Genomic DNA, 20,753 nt, shown 5'->3' with positions numbered 1-20,753 from the left:
GGTATACTATGTATAAATACGAAAAAAGTAATTCAGCACCCCTAATCAGTTTTAAAAGTGCATTTATTATTGTTGGGAGTATTCTTCTTGGCACAATCATAGTACCGGCAATGTTAAATCAAGTTGGTTTAAACCAAAAATGGATACAAGTAATCGTAGTATCAAGTATTACAGCATTATCTACCAGTTTTTGTTTCTTTTTTATTGAAACAAATAAACGATTATCACGTTCATTTTGGTTGGTATTTTTGATTTTATTTCTTGTCATAGGGCTTATTTCGACATTTTGGATTTATGAAATATTATATATATAAGGAGCAATTATGAGAAAACTTGGAATTTCAATCTATCCTGACAAATCGTCAGTAGAATCAATGAAGCACTATATCGATGACGCAGCAGATGCGGGCTTCTCACGAATCTTTTCGTGTTTGTTATCGGTTGAGAAACCTAAAACAGTTATTAAAGAGGAATTTTTAGAAATAAATCGTTACGCACGATCAAAAGGTTTTGAGATTATTGTTGATGTTAGCCCTAGAGTCTTTAAAGATCTTGACATTAGCTACGCAGATTTATCATTTTTCTCAGAAATAGAGGCGGATGGTCTTCGACTTGATGCTGGATTTGGTGGGAGTGAAGAAGCAATGATGACCTTCAATCCTTATGACTTAAAAATTGAGATTAATATGAGTAACGATACACACTATATTGATACAATTATGGACTATCAGCCCAACCATTATAATTTGATTGCATGTCATAATTTTTATCCGCATCCATATTCGGGACTTAATGAAGATTATTTTATGAAGTGTACTCAAAACTTTACCAAATACGGTTTGCGCTCTGCTGCATTTGTGACCAGTCAAGCGGAAGGATCTTATGGCCCATGGCCCGTTTCAGACGGACTTGTAACACTTGAAAAACATCGATACTTACCACTTGATGTTCAAATTAAAGATTATATCGCGATGAACATTGTCGATGATATTATTATTTCTAACTGTTATCCTACTCAAGCAGAAATGGATGCAATAAAAAAAATCGATTTATATAAGCTTAATTTAAAGGTTGAATTGGTTAAAGAAATACCAGAAATTGAGCGTAAAATTGTCTTAGAGGAGCCTCATTTTAATCGAGGTGATCGAAATGATTATATTATCCGTTCAACCATGTCACGCGTGAAATATAAAGGTCATGATTTCAAAGTTTTTAACACTCCAGATATGATTAAGCGTGGCGATATAATTATTGAAAGCAGTTTATTTGGTCATTATGCTGGGGAACTTCAAATTGCAACTCAAGACATGAAAAACACAGGGAAATCGAATGTTGTGGGTCATGTCGTTGAGGAAGAACTTTGCCTGTTGGATCGTATTAAGCCATGGCAAAAATTTAGTTTTACGCTATGAAGTATTACTTAGGCATTGATGCAGGAGGAACTTATACGCGCATGGTGATGTTTAATCAGGCTGGTATAGAAGTAGACTTCGTACGTCTGGAAAGCATCCATTATATGCAGGTTGGTTTTGATGGGATTACAAAAATTCTTCAACAAGGTAAGACTGAGTTGGAACAACATGGTTATTGTTTTAAATCGGTAGATGTTGCAATTGGAACAGCAGGTTATGGCAATGATTCTAAAATTAGAGAAAAAATTGAACATGCAATTTGGTCTGTATTTCCCCAGGCACTTATTATGAATGATGCGCAATTCGCGATGGTTTCAGCATTGGATAACCATGACGGTGTTTATCTTATTTCGGGAACAGGGTCCATTGCTATGCGTAAAATAGGATGTTCTACGGACCGCAGAGGTGGTTATGGGTATTTGCTGGGTGATGAAGGAAGTGCTTTTTGGATTGGACGCAATTTATTAAGTGTTTTTACCCAAGAATCGGATGGGCGCTTACCGAAATCTGATTTTTATCATGCGATGATGGAGCATTTCAAATTAAACCAGCCTTATGATCTTGTGGGTGTTGTGAATGAATCCCAAGACCGTTATCGAGGCTTTGCGGCAGAGGTTAGTCTTGTGGGTTCTAAATGTTTGCATGTTGACCATGTTGCCACAATCTATCGAAATGCGGGGATCGAACTTGCGAAACTGGCAAACAGTTTTGAGCTTAATGGAAAAACGAAAATTGCCTTTGGTGGCGGTGTCCTATTAAATAATGAATGTGTTCGTGCTTCAGTTATCGAGCACATTCAGGAAGGTTATGATGTCGTGGTGAACCATCAAGCTGTAGAATATGCCGCCTATCTACTTTTAAATCAAAAAAAACCTTATGAAATTTCATAAGGTTTTTTCTTCGTATTGAAAGAGTTCATCAAGAGTACAATTCAAAATGATTGCACATTTAAATGCGAGTTCTAAAGACGGATTATAAGACCCTTTCTCAAGAGCAATAATGGTCTGCCGTGACACCCCGACTTGATCGGCGAAAATCTGTTGGGTATAGCCACAAGCTTCTCGTTTTTCACGAATATGATTGAGTATCAAAAATAAGCCTCCTATCGGTAATAGAGTTGTTTTAATTTAAAGTAATAGCTTAACTCGTAGACTGTAAAAAGGATTGCGATGGCATAAAGAATCGTGCTACTTTGCACAGAGAGTGGCCCCATCATGAGTGCAAAAAGATAAATGAGCATTGTCATTACAAGAATATTGCCTGCAAAGCGACGTGCAGGCGCATCAATTAAAATACTTCGTTCATCTTCATTCAATTGATCAATCTCTTCAAACAGAAATGTTTTCCAAGAATCTCCACTTTTTTTCTTGTAGATAAAAAGAATCGTTAGGGCAAATGTAATGAAAAGGAAGACCCATATAATAGAAATTTTAGCCTGAATTGTGACGGGTTCCACACCCGCATCAGTTATAATGAGTTGTTTTATCTTATCAAATTGGATCATGGTTCCAAGAAATCCCCAAATTAGAATGATGACATAAATAATTCGATTACGTGTTTGTTTCATAGTATTCCTCCTGTTAAGTTAACTTTACATCAAAGGAACCGCTATGTCAAGTTTGATTTACATGAAAGCAATAAGCACTTTATTTATTTCGTTTTGATAAATGGCTTTAAGTTGCGGAAATGCACCAACGGCATCGAATTCATCAGTTCATGCTTGAACTTACATCTTTAATTTCTTACGATTGATATGGTAGGAGGAAGTTATGATGAAAAAACCGAAAATAGTACTTCTTGTTTTATCGCTTTTGACACTTATTACTCCTGGATCTACAGTCCTCTCTGTGGCTGCAGATACTTCGATACAAGCGCAAAATACTGTTACGATTATGCACACCAATGATATGCACGGTCGTTTTGGTACGAAATCGCTTGGGCTTGCACACATTAAGACACTAAAAGATGAGATAAATCCACTACTATTAGTCGATGGTGGCGATGCCTTTCAAGGTCTACCGATTTCAAATGTAGATAAGGGTGCAAGTATGGCAAAAATCATGAATGCCGTTGGCTATGATGCAATGGTCGTTGGAAACCACGAGTTTGATTTTGGTACGGCGGTTGCATTAGGTGAAGCGGAAGGTTTTGGTTCAAACGTAAAGTTTCCAGTCCTTTCATCAAATACGGTCTATACTGAGTCAAATCAAAAAGTCTTTAAAGAGTCGACGCTTATTTCAAAACCAAATTCAAACGCTGCCCTTATTGAAAAGGATGGTTATAAAATTGCGGTGATTGGGGCAACAACACCTGAAACTCAGACTAAAACGCATCCTAAAAATATTGAAGGCATATCATGGTTGGACCCAATTCCAACCGTTACACATGAAATTCTAAAAGAAGACTATCAGGATGTTGATTTTTATGTTGTCTTAACACATCTCGGTATTGATAATGAAACTAAAAATGCATGGCGCTCAGATACGCTAGCACAATCTTTATCTGAAAACAGTAGTATGAAAGATAAGAAGATTCTCATTGTAGATGGTCATTCTCATACGCCTATTGAAAATGGAATTCATGTCGGGGATAATGTAATCTTAGTTCAAACCGGAGAGCATTTAAACAACGTAGGACTTGTAACGCTTAATCTAGATGATTTCGGTTCAAGTGTTGCGAAATTAATTCCCTTAAAGGACATTGCAAATCAACCAGATCCAGAAATAATGAATATTATTCAAACTTCAGATGCGGCATATTCAGATCTCGTCTCGAAAGTCATTAAAGAAAACAATATGATTGAATTCCAAGGTCAACGGGATTGGGTACGTGTTCAAGAAACAAACTTGGGTAATATCATTACCGACTCGATGGTAGCTTATGGAAAAGAAGGATTTAAGAATCCTACAGATTTCGCGGTCATTAATGGTGGTGGTATTCGGGCAAATCTTTCGAAAGGACCGATAACATTAGGTGATGTGATCAGTGTATTGCCCTTTGGGAATGTCATGGCTCAAATTTCGGTAAACGGCCAACAAGTTTGGGATATGTTTGAGTTCTCGCTGCGTACTGATGTGCAAGATGCTCTTGATAATCATGGACTTCCAAAATTAGGTTCAAACGGAGGTTTCTTACATGTATCGGATACGATCCGCATCCATTATGATCCCACAAAAGATGCATCCAGTCGCGTCCTAGGAATTGAAATTTATGATGCTAATCAAGATCAATTCGTTCCAATTGATTTCGAAAAAACTTATTACATGGCGACCAATGATTTTCTTGCTGCTGGTGGCGATGGATACTCGATGTTGGGTGGTGCGCGTGAAGAAGGACCATCCCTTGATGCAGTCTTCGCAGATTTTATAGAACATAACGCATTTATCGATTGGGGACGCTATGATGAAACCCAAATTCCGCAACGAATTATTTCGATTCTTGAAAAAGATTATGCCAGCCTAGGTGTATCTCCTTTAGAACTTGGAGCACTTGAGCAAATCTTGGATAAAGCAAAGGCAATTAAGGCGAATGATTATACAGAAGAGAGTTTTCAAAACCTTCAAGATGCGATTGCTATCGGAGAATCTTACCTTCAGACGCTAAGCAAGAGAACCGCTTCGCCTGTTTCACAAGCCGATATTAATAAAGCGATTGAGCAGATTGAAGCGGCGATTGCGAATCTCAAACTTAAAGACATGAAGAAGCCAATCGTGGTTCCTGAAAAACCGGAAACACCTGGAATCGGTACAAAAGATCCAATTCTATCAAGTGAACAAGAAAGTTTAAATATTTCGACCTTACCCAAAACAGGAATCAACAATCGTTTTACTTACGGTCTAGGGAGCGGTTTAACAGTTCTTGGCTGGATTTTTGTGAGAGGAATTCACAAAAAGAAATCAATAACTAATAAGAAATAAGAGGCTAAATAAATATCAAGAATGAATATTAGAATTAACACGAAGTTTACACAATCTTCCGCGTCTTATAACTTTAATTTCCACTTGAATCTGTGGTAGAATAGTAATAGATAAGAAAGGGAGGATCATGTATGAAAAAAGTATTTCCACTCGCAATTCTTGGCGCCGCAATTGGAGCTGCAGGTTATTATATGAATCAAAATAACAAAAAGCATGTTGAGAAAACGATTGAAACTCTCGATGAAATTAGCCGATCAGCTGAAGATACGGTCTCAGAACTTGCACAAGAAATTGATGAATCGGAAGAAGCTTAGTAAAACTAAGCTTTTTTTAGTTTTACGGTCTCAAATATGATAAAATATCATAAGTAAACACATAAAAAGGTGAGGTAAATAATGAAAAAGACACTAATAGAACGACTTGTTCGTTATACAAAAATTAATACCCGTTCCGATGCGGCGTCCCAAACGATTCCATCATCGAAAAACCAATTTGATTTAGCTGAGGTTCTCTATAATGAGTGTATTCAAATCGGTCTTGAAAAAGTTCATATGGATGAATTTGGAATTGTGACGGCGCTTTGCCCATCAAATGTTGATGAGGAGGTACCGACCATTGGATTTATTGCGCACATGGATACAGCAGATTTTAATTCAGAGAATGTAAATCCTCGTGTTATTGAAAACTACGACGGATCTGATATCGTTTTAAATGAAGAACTTAATATAGTTTCTAAAGTATCGATGTTTCCATCCCTTAAAGATTACGTAGGGAAAACATTAATTGTGACAGATGGTACAACGTTACTTGGCGCCGATAATAAAGCTGGAGTTACGGAAATTATGACTGCCATGGAATATCTTATTGAGCATCCAGAGGTAAAACATGGAGCTATTCGAATTGCGTTTACCATTGATGAAGAGATCGGTACAGGGGCTGAAAGTTTTGATGTTGAAGCATTTGGGGCTGATTTTGCCTATACTGTTGATGGTGGTGCTTTAGGCGAAATGGAATATGAAACATTTAATGCGGCGGAATCCGTTGTTACGGTGAAGGGTGTTTCGGTACATCCCGGTTCTGCAAAAGATACAATGGTAAATGCTTCTGTGGTAGCGCATGAATTCTTTGCGATGTTACCAGTTCATGAGCGACCTGAACACACTGAGGGTTATGAAGGATTTTACTTATTAACCGAAATGAGTTCAACTATTGAAGATGCAACGATGTCATTTATCATTCGTGATCATGATATGGATCGATTTATAAGTCGTAAAGCAATGTTGGACACCATTGCATCAAAACTTAATGAAAAATATGGTTATGACTGTGTTTCTGTGAAAACAACGGATACATACTACAATATGAAAAACATTATTGAAAAAGATATGAGTATTGTTGAACTTGCAAAGAAGGCAATGGTTTCCATTGGTGTTGAACCTATTATTGCGCCAGTACGTGGTGGTACCGATGGATCACGTCTTTCTTACATGGGATTACCAACTCCCAACCTCTTTACAGGTGGTGAAAACTTCCACGGTAAACATGAGTTTGCGGTCGTGGAAACAATGGCAAAAGCTACAGAATTAATTATTGCGATTTCAGAATTAAATACAGAGCGCTAGTTTGGAGTGATTAGAGTTGAAACAATTAGCAGTTAATGGATTAACGTTTTCATATGATGGTTCAAGAAATGCTGTTGATAACGTATCATTTGATGTTAAAAAAGGGGATTATGTAACCGTAATTGGTCATAATGGAAGTGGTAAATCTACCCTTGCAAAACTAATAATCGGATTACTTGATTGTAAAGAAGGAACCATTGAAATTGATAATTTACGCTTAAATCCTGACAATGTATATGATATACGCGAGAAAATTGCAATCGTATTTCAAAATCCGGACAACCAGTTTATTGGTTCCACTGTTCGCGATGACATCGCATTTGGATTGGAAAATCGAATGATTGATCCAAGTGAGATGGATGCTTTGATCCACGCGTATTCAAAACGTGTTGGGATGGAAGATTTTCTGAGTCATGAACCTACTAAATTAAGTGGAGGACAAAAACAACGTGTTGCAATTGCAGGTGTTTTAGCCATGCAACCGGAGTTGTTAGTTTTAGATGAGGCAACAAGCATGCTTGATCCCAAGGGTCGAAAAGAAGTGAATGATCTCGTTCATGAATTGCATACAGAAAATAAAATGAGCATTTTATCCATTACCCATGATATCGAAGAAGTGACAATGAGTGATTATGTCATCGTTATGAATGACGGAAAAATTGCAATGCAAGGAACTCCAGAAGAAATTTTAGTTCACGCGGAACGTTTGGTTAAACTCTCATTGGATATTCCTTTTAGTCTTAAATTTTACCAAGCAATGAAGGCTTATGGAATTACATTATCAACGCCATATGATTTAGAAGGGATGGTGGAAGAATTATGTCAATTACATTCGAAAATGTAAGTTATGTTTATGCACCCAATTCGCCATTTTCCCATCATGCGTTGACGGATATTAATACATCCATCCAAACAGGTAAGATTACGGCCATTATTGGAGCAACAGGAAGTGGTAAATCAACTTTGGTCCAACATTTGAATGGACTTATCCAGCCCAGTCATGGCAGGGTAACAATCTTAGACCATAAAATACAAGCAAATGATAAAACACATAATTTGAAGCAATTACGTTCAAAGGTTGGCTTGGTATTTCAATTTCCAGAGATGCAACTCTTTGAAGAAACGATTTACAAAGATGTTGCCTTTGGACCGAAGAATTTTGGTTTTGATGAGAAACAAATTCAAGAGAACGTTGCCCGATCATTAAATCTTGTTGGAATTCAACCGGAAATATGGGAGCGATCGCCTTTAGATCTTTCAGGAGGCCAAAAACGTCGCGTTGCAATTGCAGGGGTTCTTGCAACCAATCCAGATGTAATCGTTCTTGATGAACCGACTGCAGGCTTGGATCCACAAGGAAGCAAGGACATGATGGATTTATTTGTTCGATTGAATCAAGAGATGAACAAAACAGTGATTATGGTTACCCATGATATGGATCATGTCCTAAGATATGCAGATAATGTTTTAGTGCTAAATCAAGGCCGCGTCTATTACGATGGACCTGTTGAGGAATTCTTTGACGATCCAAATAAGCTTGAGACCTTGGGCTTTGTAGCGCCGAAAATATTGCAGTTGAAGCAACTACTCAAAAAGCGTGGTTTTGATACAGACTCGTCTTTAGAACTTGATGAGATTGCTGGAATGATCAAGGGGGAATTAAAATGAACGATATTGCACTCGGTCGTTATGTCCCACTCGATTCTAAAATTCATAAAATGGATCCGCGAATTAAAATTATTGCAATGCTTGTCTTAATGGTATCGATTTTTATGGTTAAAAATGTTTGGGCGAATGGGTTGCTCTTCCTCTTTTTTGTATGTGCAATCCTTGCCTCCAAATTAACATTTAAATTTATTCTGAAATCAATTAAACCGATGATGTTTATGCTTATCTTCTTATTTGTGATGAATATGTTTCTAATACGAGATGGGGAATTGTTGGTACATGTTGGTTTCTTTAAAATATACAGCGGAGCACTATATCAAACGGCATTTATTGTTACGCGATTAGTCTTGATGATTATGGTCACAACACTTCTGACGGCAACAACGGCACCCCTCGATCTAACACTTGGTATTGAAGATTTGTTGAATCCCTTGAAGAAAATTGGCGTGCCTTCTCATGAAATCGCGATGATGATTTCGATTGCGCTTCGCTTTATCCCAACGCTTATTGAAGACACGCAACGAATAATGGATGCTCAAGCGAGTCGTGGGGTTGATCTCAAAGAGGGCACATTTAAAGAGAAAATAAACGGTGCAATTTCTATGTTGATCCCTTTATTTGTTTCAATTTACCATCGTGCGGAAGATCTAGCGGATGCAATGGAAGCGCGTGGTTATTATCCTGGTAAAACCCGAACCCGTTATAAGCAACTTAAAATTACTGCTTCGGATTGGATGATGCTGTTTCTCTGTATCATGATCCTCATTGCTGTGATTGGAATGGGGCGCTTCTAATGCGATTTAAAGCGACAGTTCAATACGATGGATCTATGTTTAAAGGCTGGCAAAAACAGCCGTCAGGTCGTTGTATTCAAACTGAAATTGAATCAGTCCTCACAAGAATCAATAAAGTTCCAATTCATATCAGTGGATCAGGACGCACCGATGCAGGCGTTCATGCCTTAGGTCAAGTCTTTCATTTTGATAACATCGTAAATATGGACGAAAAACAATTGTTTCGTGCACTTAATACACTTTTACCCGATGATATCTCAATAACAGATATCCATCCAGTTCATTCTGATTTTCATGCTCGTTTTGATGTTGTGTCGAAAACGTATGAATATCGGTTAAACATGGGGTCTTACAATCTTTTCGAACGAAACTATGTTTATCAATACAATAAGTCTTTAGATCTTCAAGCTGTTCGAGAAGCGATGCAAGTTTTTATTGGAACGCATGATTTTACTTCATTCAATGCGACCGGTCTTGATGAAATTGAAAATCAGGTTCGAACCATTACTGATTTTGATCTCATCGTAGCGGGTGATCAATTAAGTTTTGTAGTTTCTGGAGATGGATTTTTGCGTTATATGGTTCGCATGATCGTTGCGACATGTGTTGCATGTGGGAGTGGTAAATGTACACCTCACGATATCAATTTGATGCTCAAAGCAGCAGATAAAAACAGTGTTTCCTACAATATTGATGCTTGTGGTTTATACTTGAAGGAAGTTAACTATAAATAAAGCTTGTTTTCTTGACATGAGCCTTTAAAAAGCATACAATAGTAATCGGCACTTTATGCCAATAGTAGCCCCGGAAACTACTTTTGGTTTAGGAGGAAATTATTATGCGTCAAACAACTATGACGAAACCAGCAGAGGTTGTACGCCAATGGTACATCGTCGACGGAACAAACATGACATTAGGTCGTCTTGCGAGTGAAGTTGCACATGTATTACGTGGTAAACACAAACCTTCATACACACCTAACGTTGATGGTGGAGATTACGTAATCGTAATCAACGCTGACAAGATTAAAGTCAGTGGAGATCAAGAATATAAGAAAATGTACTACAATCACTCACACTACCCAGGTGGTATGAGAGAGCGTTCAACACGTACAATGCGCGAAACATACACAATCGAATGGGTTGAAAGAGCTATTCATGGTATGTTACCACATACACGTTTAGGCGATAAACAACGTACACACTTATTTGTATACAAGGGCGAAAACCACCCTCACGCAGCACAACAACCTGTGGAAATGGTTATTAAGGGATAGGAGAATATATGACAACAAAAAATAAAAACGCTGTACAATACCTAGGTACAGGACGTCGTAAGACATCTGTTGCTCGTGTTTATTTAACTCCTGGAACAGGTGTGATTACAATTAATCACAAACCAATTGAAGAGCATTTGCCTTCAGAACTATTACGTATGACAGTTCGTTCACCATTTGAAGTTACTTCAACTCAAGATACATTTGACGTAAACGTTAATGTTAAAGGTGGCGGTTTAACAGGTCAAGCCGGAGCAATCCGTCATGGTATTACTCGTGCTTTAATGGAAGCATCAGCAGATTACCGTCCATTGTTAAAAGCAGCTGGATTCGTTACACGTGATCCACGTGCTAAAGAACGTAAAAAACCAGGTCTACGCGGCGCTCGTCGTGCACCTCAATTCTCAAAACGTTAATCTCAAAGATTTTCAATTTTGGAAACTCTCACTTCGGTGGGAGTTTTTTTTATCTTATTCACAAGATGGGTGTGTTAAAAATGATGCACTAAAATCACGATTGTGATTGTTCCTAAAGGAAATTTCACAATTTTAGAAATATCAATTGACACCCTTATTTATAGATGATATATTGTTAAGGCAGTTAAGAAATGGGCCTGTAGCTCAGTTGGTTAGAGCGCACCCCTGATAAGGGTGAGGTCGCTGGTTCGAATCCATTCAGGCCCACCATTTCTTTAATAAATTTTTGGGGTTTTAGCTCAGCTGGGAGAGCGCCTGCCTTGCACGCAGGAGGTCAACGGTTCGATCCCGTTAAGCTCCACCAATTTTAAATTAACAGCCATTCAATGAATGGCTTTTTTTATTGATACTTCAAAATTTGGAAGGGTGAAATTATCACTTATCCAGGCGTTTTAGCGATTCTAAGCCCTGTTTGATGCATTTATAACTATAACTGGCATACATACCGTTTAACGCTTAGGAGCGCCCAAATAAAGGGGTGTAAATATATTGGAAATATATACTATATTGCCGAATTTACTATTGTTTTTTTTAGGAACCTGTGATATTATAAATACACGAAATACATGGGGTTTTAGCTCAGCTGGGAGAGCGCCTGCCTTGCACGCAGGAGGTCAACGGTTCGATCCCGTTAAGCTCCACCAAATTTCAAATAACAAACGACATCAAATGTCGTTTTTTTTATTGCGATTCGTAGTTTAATCTTGAATTGTGTGATGATTGGGCACAAGATTATCACAGTCATTTCATTGCAAATATTTAGGTATCGGCGTTATACTATACATATAGGAGGATTTTGAGATGAATAACTTGTATGAAGAAATGAATGTATTTTTGGCTGATCAAATTGTTTTGGGTATGAAAATTCATAATATCCACTGGTTCTTAAAAGGTGAAGGCTTCTTCCCTGTTCACGAACAAATGGACACCTATTATGAAGAAGCAGAAGAACGTATTGATGAAGTTGCTGAACGCCTTCTAACAATCGGATCAAAGCCTGTAGGAAACTTAGCAGAAGTCCTAAAAATGACTTCGATTAAAGAATTGGATCAATCTTGGAAAACAGCAAAAGAAGGTTTTGAGCACCTTATTGTTGATTTTGAACACATGAATCGTTCTGCATTACGATTGGTTGAACTTGCTGAAGCAGCAAACGACCCTGGAACTGCGGACTACTTTACGGCAGTGTCACAAGATCTTGGCAAAAACTTATGGATGTTTAATGCTTACATTCGTGACTAAGTTGTTATTTTAGAGCATCTTTTGATGCTCTTTTTTTTATATTTGAACTTATTTTGTCGCGGTTTAATCACGTTTTTTGTTTTATTTTTTTATTTGTTTGATTTGACTCATTTCGTGTTGACATGGCTGTTTGAGAGTGGTATATTATTAAGGCAGTTAAGAAATGGGCCTGTAGCTCAGTTGGTTAGAGCGCACCCCTGATAAGGGTGAGGTCGCTGGTTCGAATCCATTCAGGCCCACCATTTCTTTAATTAATTTTTTGGGGTTTTAGCTCAGCTGGGAGAGCGCCTGCCTTGCACGCAGGAGGTCAACGGTTCGATCCCGTTAAGCTCCACCAATTTATCAATTTGTAAACGTTCTACTGAGATCGATGATCCTTGTATGAACGTTTTTTTATTATAGATTTGATGAGTGAATGAGAGAGTCCGTGTTCTCTTATTTAGAGACGATTCGATACGTTTTAGAGTCTTTGGATGTCCTTATCCTTGATGATGTCTTGAGTGTGTTCGGATTGCTGAATTTGGAACATTTACGGCATATAGGGTGATGTAAAAGCACGGTAGCGTAAAAAGTGATAATTGTTTGAAAATCTTATTGACACACTATGTTTTGGGTGGTATATTATTAAGGCAGTCAAGGAAATGGGCCTGTAGCTCAGTTGGTTAGAGCGCACCCCTGATAAGGGTGAGGTCGCTGGTTCGAATCCATTCAGGCCCACCATTTTTACTTGACAATAAGATTTGGGGTTTTAGCTCAGCTGGGAGAGCGCCTGCCTTGCACGCAGGAGGTCAACGGTTCGATCCCGTTAAGCTCCACCATATATAAATTAACGCATGACTACGGTCATGTTTTTTTTGTATGGGGATGTTTATCACAATAATACATAGAACTGTCGACAAAATGTCCCTGTTGTGAACTCATTTCCCGTTATAATAAGGATAAGAGGTGGTAGGATGATTAAAACAATTGATTTACATCATGATGACGTGATGCGACTTGTGGATGTATGGGAGCAGTCTGTGCGTGATACGCATGATTTTATTACTGAAGCAATGATTGATGCGATGCGTCCAGAAGTTCATACCGCATTTGCATCAATGGATGCAGTCGTTGTCTATGAGGATCATCATATGATTTCAGGGTTTATGGGCGTATTAAATCAAAAGGTCGAGATGCTCTTTCTTGATGCATCTGCTCGAGGGCATGGTGTGGGTTCGCGTCTCATCCACTATGCGATTTCAGAATTCTCTGTAAATCGAGTTGATGTGAATGAACAAAATTATCAAGCGCGGGGATTTTATGAACATTTGGGTTTTGAGGTGTATGACCGTTCAGAATGTGATGATGCAGGTCGTCCGTTCCCAATCTTACATATGAAGCGTTCTAGGGTGGTTTGAGTGTGTTTTTTTTTCGATTTACATGCTTTATTTGAGAAATGTTAATTTAATTTCATATTCACCGTTTTTTCACGTGGTATCATGAGAATGGTCGAATTTTATAAATGGAGGCATACTATGCAATTATTGGCTGCACAATCACAGTCTATTATGGATTTGGGAATTCACGTAATTTTAGGTGGGTTCGGTTTATTCATGTTGGGAATTAATTTATTGGGAGATGGTTTTAAAAAAGTAGCGGGAAACCGCATGCGGGATTATATTGATAAATATACGAGCAATCTTTTTTCTGCAATTTTAGTAGGGGCTTTGATTACAGGAATTATGCAATCGAGTTCTGCGGCTACGGTTATTTCCATTTCGCTTGTTCGCGCGGGCTTAATGCGCTTAGATCAAGCAATCGGAATTTCTTTAGGCGCAAATATTGGTACGACTGTAACGGCGATTATCGTTGGATTAAATATTGATGAAATGGGTTATTTCTTCTTATTTATTGGGGCAATGATGGTGCTCTTTGCGTCACGTCGTGATATTAAAAACTATGGACAAGTTGTTCTTGCATTTGGTTTAACATTCGTTGGGTTACAGATTATGAGTGAAAAGCTCATGCTTATACAACAAATGCCATTTTTTGAAGCGTTAATGGTGCAACTCTCTGATCATCCTTGGTTTGCGATGTTAGGTGGTACGGTGTTAACTGGAATTATTAATTCATCTTCCGCAACAATTGCGGTTGTTCAAAAGATTTATGGTAACGGTGGTATGTCCATGGTTGCTGCGACGGCGTTTGTATTTGGTTCAAATATTGGTACGACGGTGACAGCATTGTTTGCGTCAATGGGTGGTTCCATTGCAACACGTCGTGCTGGTTTGTTCCATACAATGTTTAACGTTATTGGGGCAGTCTTGATGATGTTATTTGTAACACCTTATTCACAATTTATTTTAAAAATTAATGCCTTAATGGGTGGTACAGATGCTATGGCCGTGGGAATTGCGCATTTTGTATTTAACCTGTTCTTTGCAATTCTGGTAATTCCGTTTGTTCCAGCCTTTATACGTCTTCTTAAGATTTTAATTCCTGGTGAAGATAAAATTAGAAGTCGTGAAAAACTGAAACCTCTTGATCGTGATATTATTCATACTTATCCAGAAGGCGCGCTTCAACTGGCAAAAGCACGCACCACCAAAATGGGTGACTTGGTTCTGGAAGCCGTGGATGCATCTCATGGTTACTTACATTCTAAGGATGACGAGGATTATGAGATTGTCATGCAACTTGAAGGTATGGTGAACCAGTTGGATACGGAATTGACGGAGTACCTCCTTGAAATTATGAAACATAGTAATTCTGATTCACATATCGCGGATACGTATACAAAGTATTTAGAAGTTATTAAAAATTATGAACGTATGAGTGATTTATCAACCAATCTCGTTGAGTTTTATCGTATGGTTTTTGAAAATCGTGAGAATTTTTCTGAAGATGCTTTGCATGATTTAGATACAATGTATAAACTTCTTATGGATATGATGCGTCGTTCACTCAAAATCTTTGATACTGAGGATTTAACGCGTTTTGATGCTTTAATTCGCGATGAGGAGTATCTAGACTTGATTGAAGATAAATATCGTGAGAAACACTTCCAACGCATGGCGGAAGGGATTTGTGATGAAAAGGTTGCAAGTTCTATCTTCATTGACGTTCTCGGTATTTTAGAACGTATTGGCGATCATGGCGTTAATGTTTCACGTTATGTGCATTCCGCAGTTGGTGTGCATGCCAATCGTGAAGATGTTATTTTAAAATCAAATAATTAAACCGAAAACTGAAACGCATAAGTTTCAGTTTTTTTCTTTTAACTCTTTTAAAGAAATATATACCATGCTTGATTGATATTGTGATATTATGGTGATGGTCTAAATTTTTTTTATGGAGGAAAGAATGAATAGTTTATTCTTGGCAACTCAAAATCCATCGTTTTCGGATTTGGGTATTAATGTCATTCTAGGTGGATTCGGCCTTTTTATTCTTGGAATTAAATTTCTTGGAGAAGGATTAAAGGAAGCCGCAGGGCCTAAAATACGAGATTATATTGAAAAATACACGAGTAATACCGTGATGGCGATTTTAGTTGGTGTTGCAATTACTGCAATCATGCAATCAAGTACTGCCGCAACGGTTATCTCAATTAGTTTAGTACGCGCAGGGTTAATGCGTTTGGATCAAGCGATTGGTATTTCAATTGGAGCGAACGTAGGAACAACGGTAACCGCGTTAATGATTGGTTTAAATGTTGATGAATTGGGTTTTTATTTTTTATTTGTAGGTGCGATGATTATTGCATTTTCAAAACGCAAAAAATATAAAAATATCGGTCAGATTTTATTTGGCTTTGGAATTACTTTTGTTGGTTTAAAACTGATGAGTGATAAGTTAATCCTCATTCAAGAGTATCCATTCTTTGAAGCATTTATGCTTAAAATGTCACAAAGTCCTTGGCTTGCTCTTTTTGCAGGTACCATAGCGACGGCAATTATTAATTCTTCTATGGCAGTCATCGCACTTGTTCAAAAGATTTATGCGAACGGCGGTATGTCGATGGTTGCGGCTTCTGCCTTTGTATTTGGTTCGAATATTGGAACGACACTTACGGCAGTGCTTGCATCCATTGGTGGGTCCGTGTCAACGCGACGTGCCGGATGGTTTCATGTAATTTTTAACTTTACAGGGGCAATTATTGTTATGATATTCATAGAGCCTTACGCTGCCTTTATTGTAAGTGTTAATGAATTAATTGGTGGCTCACCCGCTTTTGCGGTGGGACTGAACCATTTCTTTTTTAATCTAATTTTCGCGATTGTGATCATACCTTTTGTACCAGCGTTTATTCGTTTGATGGAATTTTTAATTCCTGGTGAAGATAAAATCAAAGAACGTGAAAAGATTAAACCTCTTGATTACGGTTTGATTGGAACCTTTCCAGAAGGAGCGCTTCAATTAGCACGTAAAACGACGGTGAAAATGGCAGATTTAGTTCTAGAATCAGTCGAAACATCGAATCAGTTCTTGCATTCGCGAGATATGGAAGATTATGATGTTGTGATGCAACTTGAGGAAATGGTGAATGGTTTAGATACAGATCTTACTAAATATTTACTCGAAATTGCGAAGCAAACGGATGTTTCCGGACATATTACCGAAGAATACACCAAAAACTTAGAAATAATAAAGAATTATGAACGCATGAGTGACCTCTCGACAAATCTAGTGGAATTTTATAAAATGAGTTTTGAGAATCGTGAGTCGTTTTCAGAAGACGCGCTTCGTGATTTGGATACTATGTACCAACTGCTTATGGATATGTTGAAGCGTTCAACGAAAATATTTGAACGTGAGGATTTATCAGGATTTGAATCTCTATGTCGTGATGAAGAGTATATGGATCTTATTGAAGAGAAATACCGCGAGAAGCACTTTCAACGCATGGCAGAAGGAATCTGCGATGCAAAGGTTACGAGCTCAATCTATATTGATATCTTAGGTATTCTTGAACGTATTGGAGATCATGGCGTTAATATTGCACGGAATATGTTCTCGGCTGTGAAGTTGCATACTTCTGACGAACACTAAAAGGGGGATATTATGAAGAAAATTTATTTTGCAAGTCCATTGTTTACGCATATGGAGTTTCGTTATAATGCGGAAGTTGTTGCGCAAATTCGATCGGTTTACCCAAATGTGGAGGTCTACCTTCCTCAGGAACAGATGGAAATTAACGATAAGAATAGTTATGCGAATTCCATGATGATTGCACAGGCAGACACGGAGGCACTTTTGAAATCAGATCTTATTGTTGCGGTGTTGGATGGGCAAACCATTGATGCCGGTGTCGCATCAGAGGTGGGTGTTGCTTATCAAGCAAATATTCCGATGATCGGACTCTATACGGATAGTCGTCAACAAGGGGCTGACAACGCAGAAAAAATCAATGCTTTGCGTGAAGTTGCGGAATCACAATTTTCTTATGTGAATTTGTACACTGTGGGTCTTATCAAACTTAAGGGAACAGTCGTAACGGATGAACAAACACTTATTGAACTTATTGGTGAAATATTAGGTCAATAATTGACCTGTTTGACACCACCTTTGTTTTTGGGTATAGTATCAATAACAAGGCGGTGGGAACATGGACAGAATTTCTTTCTAAATCATTAATAATAAAATAGGAGGAAGTTTTGTCATGTTTAATTTTAGTCTTAATATTAAGACGGAAGCAGGGCGCGAGCTTATCGCGCCTTTTTCTATGTCTTTAAATCAAAATGATCGCGTCGCATTAATTGGTGAGGAAGGGAATGGAAAAAGTCTAACCCTTAAGGCACTCGTCCAAGATAATTCTTTAGATGAGCTTCATGTTTCAAGAACGCTAAACAGTCGTCATGTGGTATTTGGCTATCTGAGTCAAGAAATGCCTCGAACGTTGCTTGAACAGGATGCGCTTTCGTATATCATTAAAGAACAATGGAATCGATATGGTGATGTGTCTCGGAAAATGAAGGAAGTCTTACCTCATTTTGAAATGGAGGATTTAAATCGTCCCATGCACTCATACAGTGGTGGGGAGCGCGTGCGCTTGCAGTTATTACAGTTGATGGTGCATCCATGTGACTGTTATCTTCTGGATGAGCCCAGCAATGACTTAGATTTAGAAACGTTAATGTGGCTTGAAGGGTGGATGCTTGCGCAAACCAAACCCATTATCTTTGTATCGCATGACGTCATGTTCTTGCAAACGTGTGCGAATCGTATTGTTCATCTTGAACAAACACATCGTAAAACACGCTCACATGTTACAGTCTATGAAGGTGATTATCAAGGATATTGTGATGCCTTTCTCAGTCAGATTCAAAAACATAATCATGATGTTAAGTTGCGTCAAAAAGAAAAACAAAAACAAGAAGCGCGATGGCATCAGTTATACCAAAAAGTAGAGCATCGTCAACGGACACAAACCCGTCAAGATCCAGCAAAAGGACGTCTTTTGAAGAAAAAAATGCATACGATAAAATCGATGGAGCGACGTTTTGAGCGGGAAGTCGTGCCGGAAAAACGCGATTTTGAAGGTGCGATCAAGCTATCGTTTGAGGAACAAGCGAAAATCCATCAAAAAAAGATCTTAGATTTTCATCTTGATGAATTGGTGCGAGAAGGACGTATTCTGGCTTGTGATCTCGATCTTGTGGTGTATAGCCGTGATCGCATTGCCATTGTTGGGTCCAATGGTGTAGGGAAGACAACGTTACTGCATGAAATAATAAAAGAAATTGATGCTGAAGATGTCGGTGTAATGCATCAGTCCTACGATCTTAACTTGGATTATGATTTGTCACCGATTGAAAACTGTGTTCTTGAAGGGTCCCGCGATGAACGTGGTCTGATCACAAATCATCTAGGGAGTTTGAAATTTACAGAGGATGAGATGAACACGCCGATGGAACGGCTATCGGGTGGTCAAAAAGCTAAGGTATCACTGCTGAAATTAGTTCTTAAGAATCCGAAAATAATCATTCTCGATGAGCCAACACGAAACTTGAGTCCACTCAGTGTTGGTGTGATCTATCACTTACTTAATAACTATCAAGGGGCGATTATTTCTGTAACGCATGATCGTGCACTGATTCAAGAAGTGATGGATGATGTTTATTCATTTGATGCATCTGGGCTTAAGAAAATATCTTAATATTTCCCGGGTGAATTTTTTGTGAAGAAAATTGTTTTCGAATCAATTTGAGACTTTGCGTGAAAACGAGTAGAATAAAAGATAAGGATGGTGGAACTATGAAAGAACACGTAATTCGTTTAATGCCGGGTGATGATTTATTGCAAGGAATTGATGCTTACTGTAAGAAATTTCAAATTACATCAGGCTATATTGGAACCTGTGTTGGCAGTTTATCCAGTGTAGTGTTTCGAAAAGGACATAATAAAAAAGAGATACAACTCAAAGGGCCATATGAAATTGTTTCGTGTGTGGGAACCGTTTCTCAAGGAGGACACCATATTCACGCTTCCATCAGCGATTTGGAATTTAAAGTAATGGGTGGTCACGTAGCGCTGGGATGTACGGTAAAGTCAACGGCAGAGATTGTTATTATTGAGCTGGAACATCATCAATTAACACGAACTAAAGGTGAATTATCTGGATTTAAGGAGCTTGAAATCGAAGTTACCGGTAGTGTATGTAAAGAGCGTTAAAAAAAGAACGGAGGCCTCCGTTCTTTTTATGTATTTGAATTATTAACAGTTTGTTTAGATTTCGCAAGTTCTGCGTCGATGGCAATGGCGATACAAAGACATATTAATGCATTGCGATCGTCATTAATATCAAGTTCATAACTATCACCCCAACGCAGCCATTTTTTTGAAATCGTCATGATGGTATTATCGCGGGACGTAACTTTATAATGGTGATCAAGATAATCACCACTTAGTTTCCAATCAAGGTGTTTAAGTGAAAATTTCATTTTTAAAAATGTGAAGTTCTTTTTTAAGTTAATCTTGTGATCAGGGGTGATCAGGGTATATTCAGATAAAAATCGAAATGGTCTTTGTTTTACGGTTGCAACTGATTTTTGTGTTGCATCTTGAATTGTAAATTTTCGACCGATGGTTAAGACTGAGCCTTTGACTGTGTATACGGTAGTTCCGTTTTCGTCCTTGACCTCAAAGCGATCACGAATTGAGAAGACGTGTTGTTTTATATATAATTTCATATTTTTTCTCCTTAGGTCTTGATTTGAAAGTCAATGAGATGTACAATTTAATCACGCCGGCTTAGCTCAATTGGTAGAGCAACTGAATCGTAATCAGTAGGTTGGGGGTTCAAGTCCTCTAGCCGGCACCATAACATTTACACCAGATGGTGTTTTTTTTTACAGTCTCAGTTTA

21 protein-coding genes, 8 tRNA genes and 1 pseudogene are annotated in these 20,753 nt (G+C 38.1%); 27 read left to right on the top strand and 3 right to left on the bottom strand.

The window, feature by feature from the left end; translation table 11 throughout:
- Nucleotides 1-8 precede the first annotated feature (8 nt).
- Genes EPJ89_RS06285 through EPJ89_RS06275 form a run of 3 tightly spaced genes read left to right on the top strand, consistent with a single transcriptional unit; the run spans nucleotide 9 to nucleotide 2,302 of the window.
- Complete coding sequence (locus EPJ89_RS06285) at nucleotides 9-314, top strand: hypothetical protein (protein ID WP_125164281.1); 306 nt, start codon at nucleotides 9-11, stop codon at nucleotides 312-314.
- A gap of 9 nt (nucleotides 315-323) precedes the next feature.
- Complete coding sequence (locus EPJ89_RS06280) at nucleotides 324-1,412, top strand: DUF871 domain-containing protein (protein ID WP_200549264.1); 1,089 nt, start codon at nucleotides 324-326, stop codon at nucleotides 1,410-1,412.
- Nucleotides 1,409-2,302 (top strand): N-acetylglucosamine kinase, encoded by an 894-nt coding sequence (locus EPJ89_RS06275; protein WP_200549263.1) that lies wholly within the window; start codon nucleotides 1,409-1,411, stop codon nucleotides 2,300-2,302. The genes EPJ89_RS06280 and EPJ89_RS06275 overlap by 4 nt, the downstream gene beginning before the upstream one ends.
- On the opposite strand, the gene EPJ89_RS06270 is transcribed toward EPJ89_RS06275, so the two are convergent.
- Nucleotides 2,297-2,503, bottom strand: a complete 207-nt coding sequence (locus EPJ89_RS06270; RefSeq protein WP_161637329.1) for a helix-turn-helix transcriptional regulator — start codon at nucleotides 2,501-2,503, stop codon at nucleotides 2,297-2,299. The two genes, EPJ89_RS06275 and EPJ89_RS06270, sit on opposite strands and share 6 nt — an antisense overlap.
- Nucleotides 2,504-2,514: 11 nt before the next feature.
- Nucleotides 2,515-2,979 carry a hypothetical protein gene (locus tag EPJ89_RS06265; protein ID WP_125164283.1) on the bottom strand — a complete coding sequence of 155 codons (465 nt, stop codon included), beginning with the start codon at nucleotides 2,977-2,979 and terminating at the stop codon, nucleotides 2,515-2,517.
- A gap of 202 nt (nucleotides 2,980-3,181) precedes the next feature.
- On the opposite strand from EPJ89_RS06265, the gene EPJ89_RS06260 reads away from it, so the two are divergent.
- From EPJ89_RS06260 to EPJ89_RS06150, 23 genes are all read left to right on the top strand, one after another.
- Nucleotides 3,182-5,329, top strand: coding sequence for a 5'-nucleotidase C-terminal domain-containing protein (locus EPJ89_RS06260; RefSeq protein WP_244660812.1), 2,148 nt, complete (start codon nucleotides 3,182-3,184; stop codon nucleotides 5,327-5,329).
- 131 nt (nucleotides 5,330-5,460) lie between these two features.
- Entirely contained in the window at nucleotides 5,461-5,643 is a 183-nt protein-coding gene (locus EPJ89_RS06255; RefSeq protein WP_125164284.1) for a hypothetical protein, read from the top strand.
- 81 nt (nucleotides 5,644-5,724) lie between these two features.
- Nucleotides 5,725-6,951 carry a peptidase T gene (gene pepT, locus EPJ89_RS06250; protein ID WP_200542731.1) on the top strand — a complete coding sequence of 409 codons (1,227 nt, stop codon included), beginning with the start codon at nucleotides 5,725-5,727 and terminating at the stop codon, nucleotides 6,949-6,951.
- A 16-nt stretch (nucleotides 6,952-6,967) separates the two neighbouring features.
- On the top strand, nucleotides 6,968-7,795 hold the full coding sequence (locus EPJ89_RS06245; RefSeq protein WP_161637331.1) for an energy-coupling factor transporter ATPase: 828 nt from the start codon (nucleotides 6,968-6,970) through the stop codon (nucleotides 7,793-7,795).
- Nucleotides 7,771-8,619 (top strand): energy-coupling factor transporter ATPase, encoded by an 849-nt coding sequence (locus EPJ89_RS06240; RefSeq protein WP_161637332.1) that lies wholly within the window; start codon nucleotides 7,771-7,773, stop codon nucleotides 8,617-8,619. The genes EPJ89_RS06245 and EPJ89_RS06240 overlap by 25 nt, the downstream gene beginning before the upstream one ends.
- A complete protein-coding gene (locus tag EPJ89_RS06235; RefSeq protein ID WP_125164287.1) occupies nucleotides 8,616-9,413 on the top strand; it encodes an energy-coupling factor transporter transmembrane component T family protein in 798 nt (265 codons plus the stop codon). Before EPJ89_RS06240 ends, EPJ89_RS06235 begins: the two co-directional genes overlap by 4 nt.
- Complete coding sequence (gene truA / locus EPJ89_RS06230; protein WP_161637333.1) at nucleotides 9,413-10,147, top strand: tRNA pseudouridine(38-40) synthase TruA; 735 nt, start codon at nucleotides 9,413-9,415, stop codon at nucleotides 10,145-10,147. Before EPJ89_RS06235 ends, truA begins: the two co-directional genes overlap by 1 nt.
- 104 nt (nucleotides 10,148-10,251) lie before the next feature.
- Nucleotides 10,252-10,689 carry a 50S ribosomal protein L13 gene (gene rplM / locus EPJ89_RS06225; RefSeq protein ID WP_125164289.1) on the top strand — a complete coding sequence of 146 codons (438 nt, stop codon included), beginning with the start codon at nucleotides 10,252-10,254 and terminating at the stop codon, nucleotides 10,687-10,689.
- An 8-nt stretch (nucleotides 10,690-10,697) separates the two neighbouring features.
- Entirely contained in the window at nucleotides 10,698-11,105 is a 408-nt protein-coding gene (gene rpsI / locus EPJ89_RS06220) for a 30S ribosomal protein S9 (protein ID WP_018579469.1), read from the top strand.
- A 193-nt stretch (nucleotides 11,106-11,298) separates the two neighbouring features.
- Nucleotides 11,299-11,375: transfer RNA gene (locus EPJ89_RS06215), tRNA-Ile, on the top strand.
- Between the two features lie 18 nt (nucleotides 11,376-11,393).
- Nucleotides 11,394-11,469 (top strand) — tRNA-Ala (locus EPJ89_RS06210).
- Nucleotides 11,470-11,733: 264 nt separating this feature from the next.
- Nucleotides 11,734-11,809: transfer RNA gene (locus tag EPJ89_RS06205), tRNA-Ala, on the top strand.
- A gap of 157 nt (nucleotides 11,810-11,966) precedes the next feature.
- Entirely contained in the window at nucleotides 11,967-12,407 is a 441-nt protein-coding gene (locus EPJ89_RS06200; protein ID WP_003775262.1) for a Dps family protein, read from the top strand.
- 165 nt (nucleotides 12,408-12,572) lie between these two features.
- Nucleotides 12,573-12,649 (top strand) — tRNA-Ile (locus EPJ89_RS06195).
- Between the two features lie 19 nt (nucleotides 12,650-12,668).
- Nucleotides 12,669-12,744 (top strand) — tRNA-Ala (locus EPJ89_RS06190).
- A gap of 306 nt (nucleotides 12,745-13,050) precedes the next feature.
- Nucleotides 13,051-13,127, top strand: a tRNA-Ile gene (locus EPJ89_RS06185).
- A 22-nt stretch (nucleotides 13,128-13,149) separates the two neighbouring features.
- A tRNA-Ala gene (locus EPJ89_RS06180) sits at nucleotides 13,150-13,225 on the top strand.
- A gap of 135 nt (nucleotides 13,226-13,360) precedes the next feature.
- On the top strand, nucleotides 13,361-13,804 hold the full coding sequence (locus EPJ89_RS06175) for a GNAT family N-acetyltransferase (protein WP_161637334.1): 444 nt from the start codon (nucleotides 13,361-13,363) through the stop codon (nucleotides 13,802-13,804).
- A gap of 117 nt (nucleotides 13,805-13,921) precedes the next feature.
- Nucleotides 13,922-15,625, top strand: coding sequence for a Na/Pi cotransporter family protein (locus EPJ89_RS06170; protein ID WP_161637335.1), 1,704 nt, complete (start codon nucleotides 13,922-13,924; stop codon nucleotides 15,623-15,625).
- 124 nt (nucleotides 15,626-15,749) lie between these two features.
- Nucleotides 15,750-17,438 carry a Na/Pi cotransporter family protein gene (locus EPJ89_RS06165; RefSeq protein ID WP_161637336.1) on the top strand — a complete coding sequence of 563 codons (1,689 nt, stop codon included), beginning with the start codon at nucleotides 15,750-15,752 and terminating at the stop codon, nucleotides 17,436-17,438.
- A 12-nt stretch (nucleotides 17,439-17,450) separates the two neighbouring features.
- Entirely contained in the window at nucleotides 17,451-17,933 is a 483-nt protein-coding gene (locus EPJ89_RS06160) for a nucleoside 2-deoxyribosyltransferase (RefSeq protein WP_200542736.1), read from the top strand.
- 115 nt (nucleotides 17,934-18,048) lie between these two features.
- On the top strand, nucleotides 18,049-19,545 hold the full coding sequence (locus EPJ89_RS06155) for an ATP-binding cassette domain-containing protein (RefSeq protein WP_161637337.1): 1,497 nt from the start codon (nucleotides 18,049-18,051) through the stop codon (nucleotides 19,543-19,545).
- A gap of 98 nt (nucleotides 19,546-19,643) precedes the next feature.
- Nucleotides 19,644-20,060 carry a PPC domain-containing DNA-binding protein gene (locus tag EPJ89_RS06150; protein WP_125164294.1) on the top strand — a complete coding sequence of 139 codons (417 nt, stop codon included), beginning with the start codon at nucleotides 19,644-19,646 and terminating at the stop codon, nucleotides 20,058-20,060.
- Nucleotides 20,061-20,086: 26 nt separating this feature from the next.
- On the opposite strand, the pseudogene EPJ89_RS06145 reads toward EPJ89_RS06150, so the two are convergent.
- Nucleotides 20,087-20,593: pseudogene (locus EPJ89_RS06145) on the bottom strand (LURP-one-related/scramblase family protein); the annotation flags it as partial.
- A 40-nt stretch (nucleotides 20,594-20,633) separates the two neighbouring features.
- On the opposite strand from EPJ89_RS06145, the gene EPJ89_RS06140 reads away from it, so the two are divergent.
- A tRNA-Thr gene (locus EPJ89_RS06140) sits at nucleotides 20,634-20,709 on the top strand.
- Nucleotides 20,710-20,753 lie beyond the last annotated feature (44 nt).

Origin of the sequence: Erysipelothrix sp. strain 2 (EsS2-6-Brazil), from assembly GCF_016617625.1 — a bacterium.
Taxonomy (GTDB): Bacteria; Bacillota_I; Bacilli_A; order Erysipelotrichales; family Erysipelotrichaceae; genus Erysipelothrix; species Erysipelothrix piscisicarius.
The sequence above is the reverse complement of the archived record's forward strand: the minus strand, read 5'-3'. Positions and strand labels throughout refer to the sequence as shown.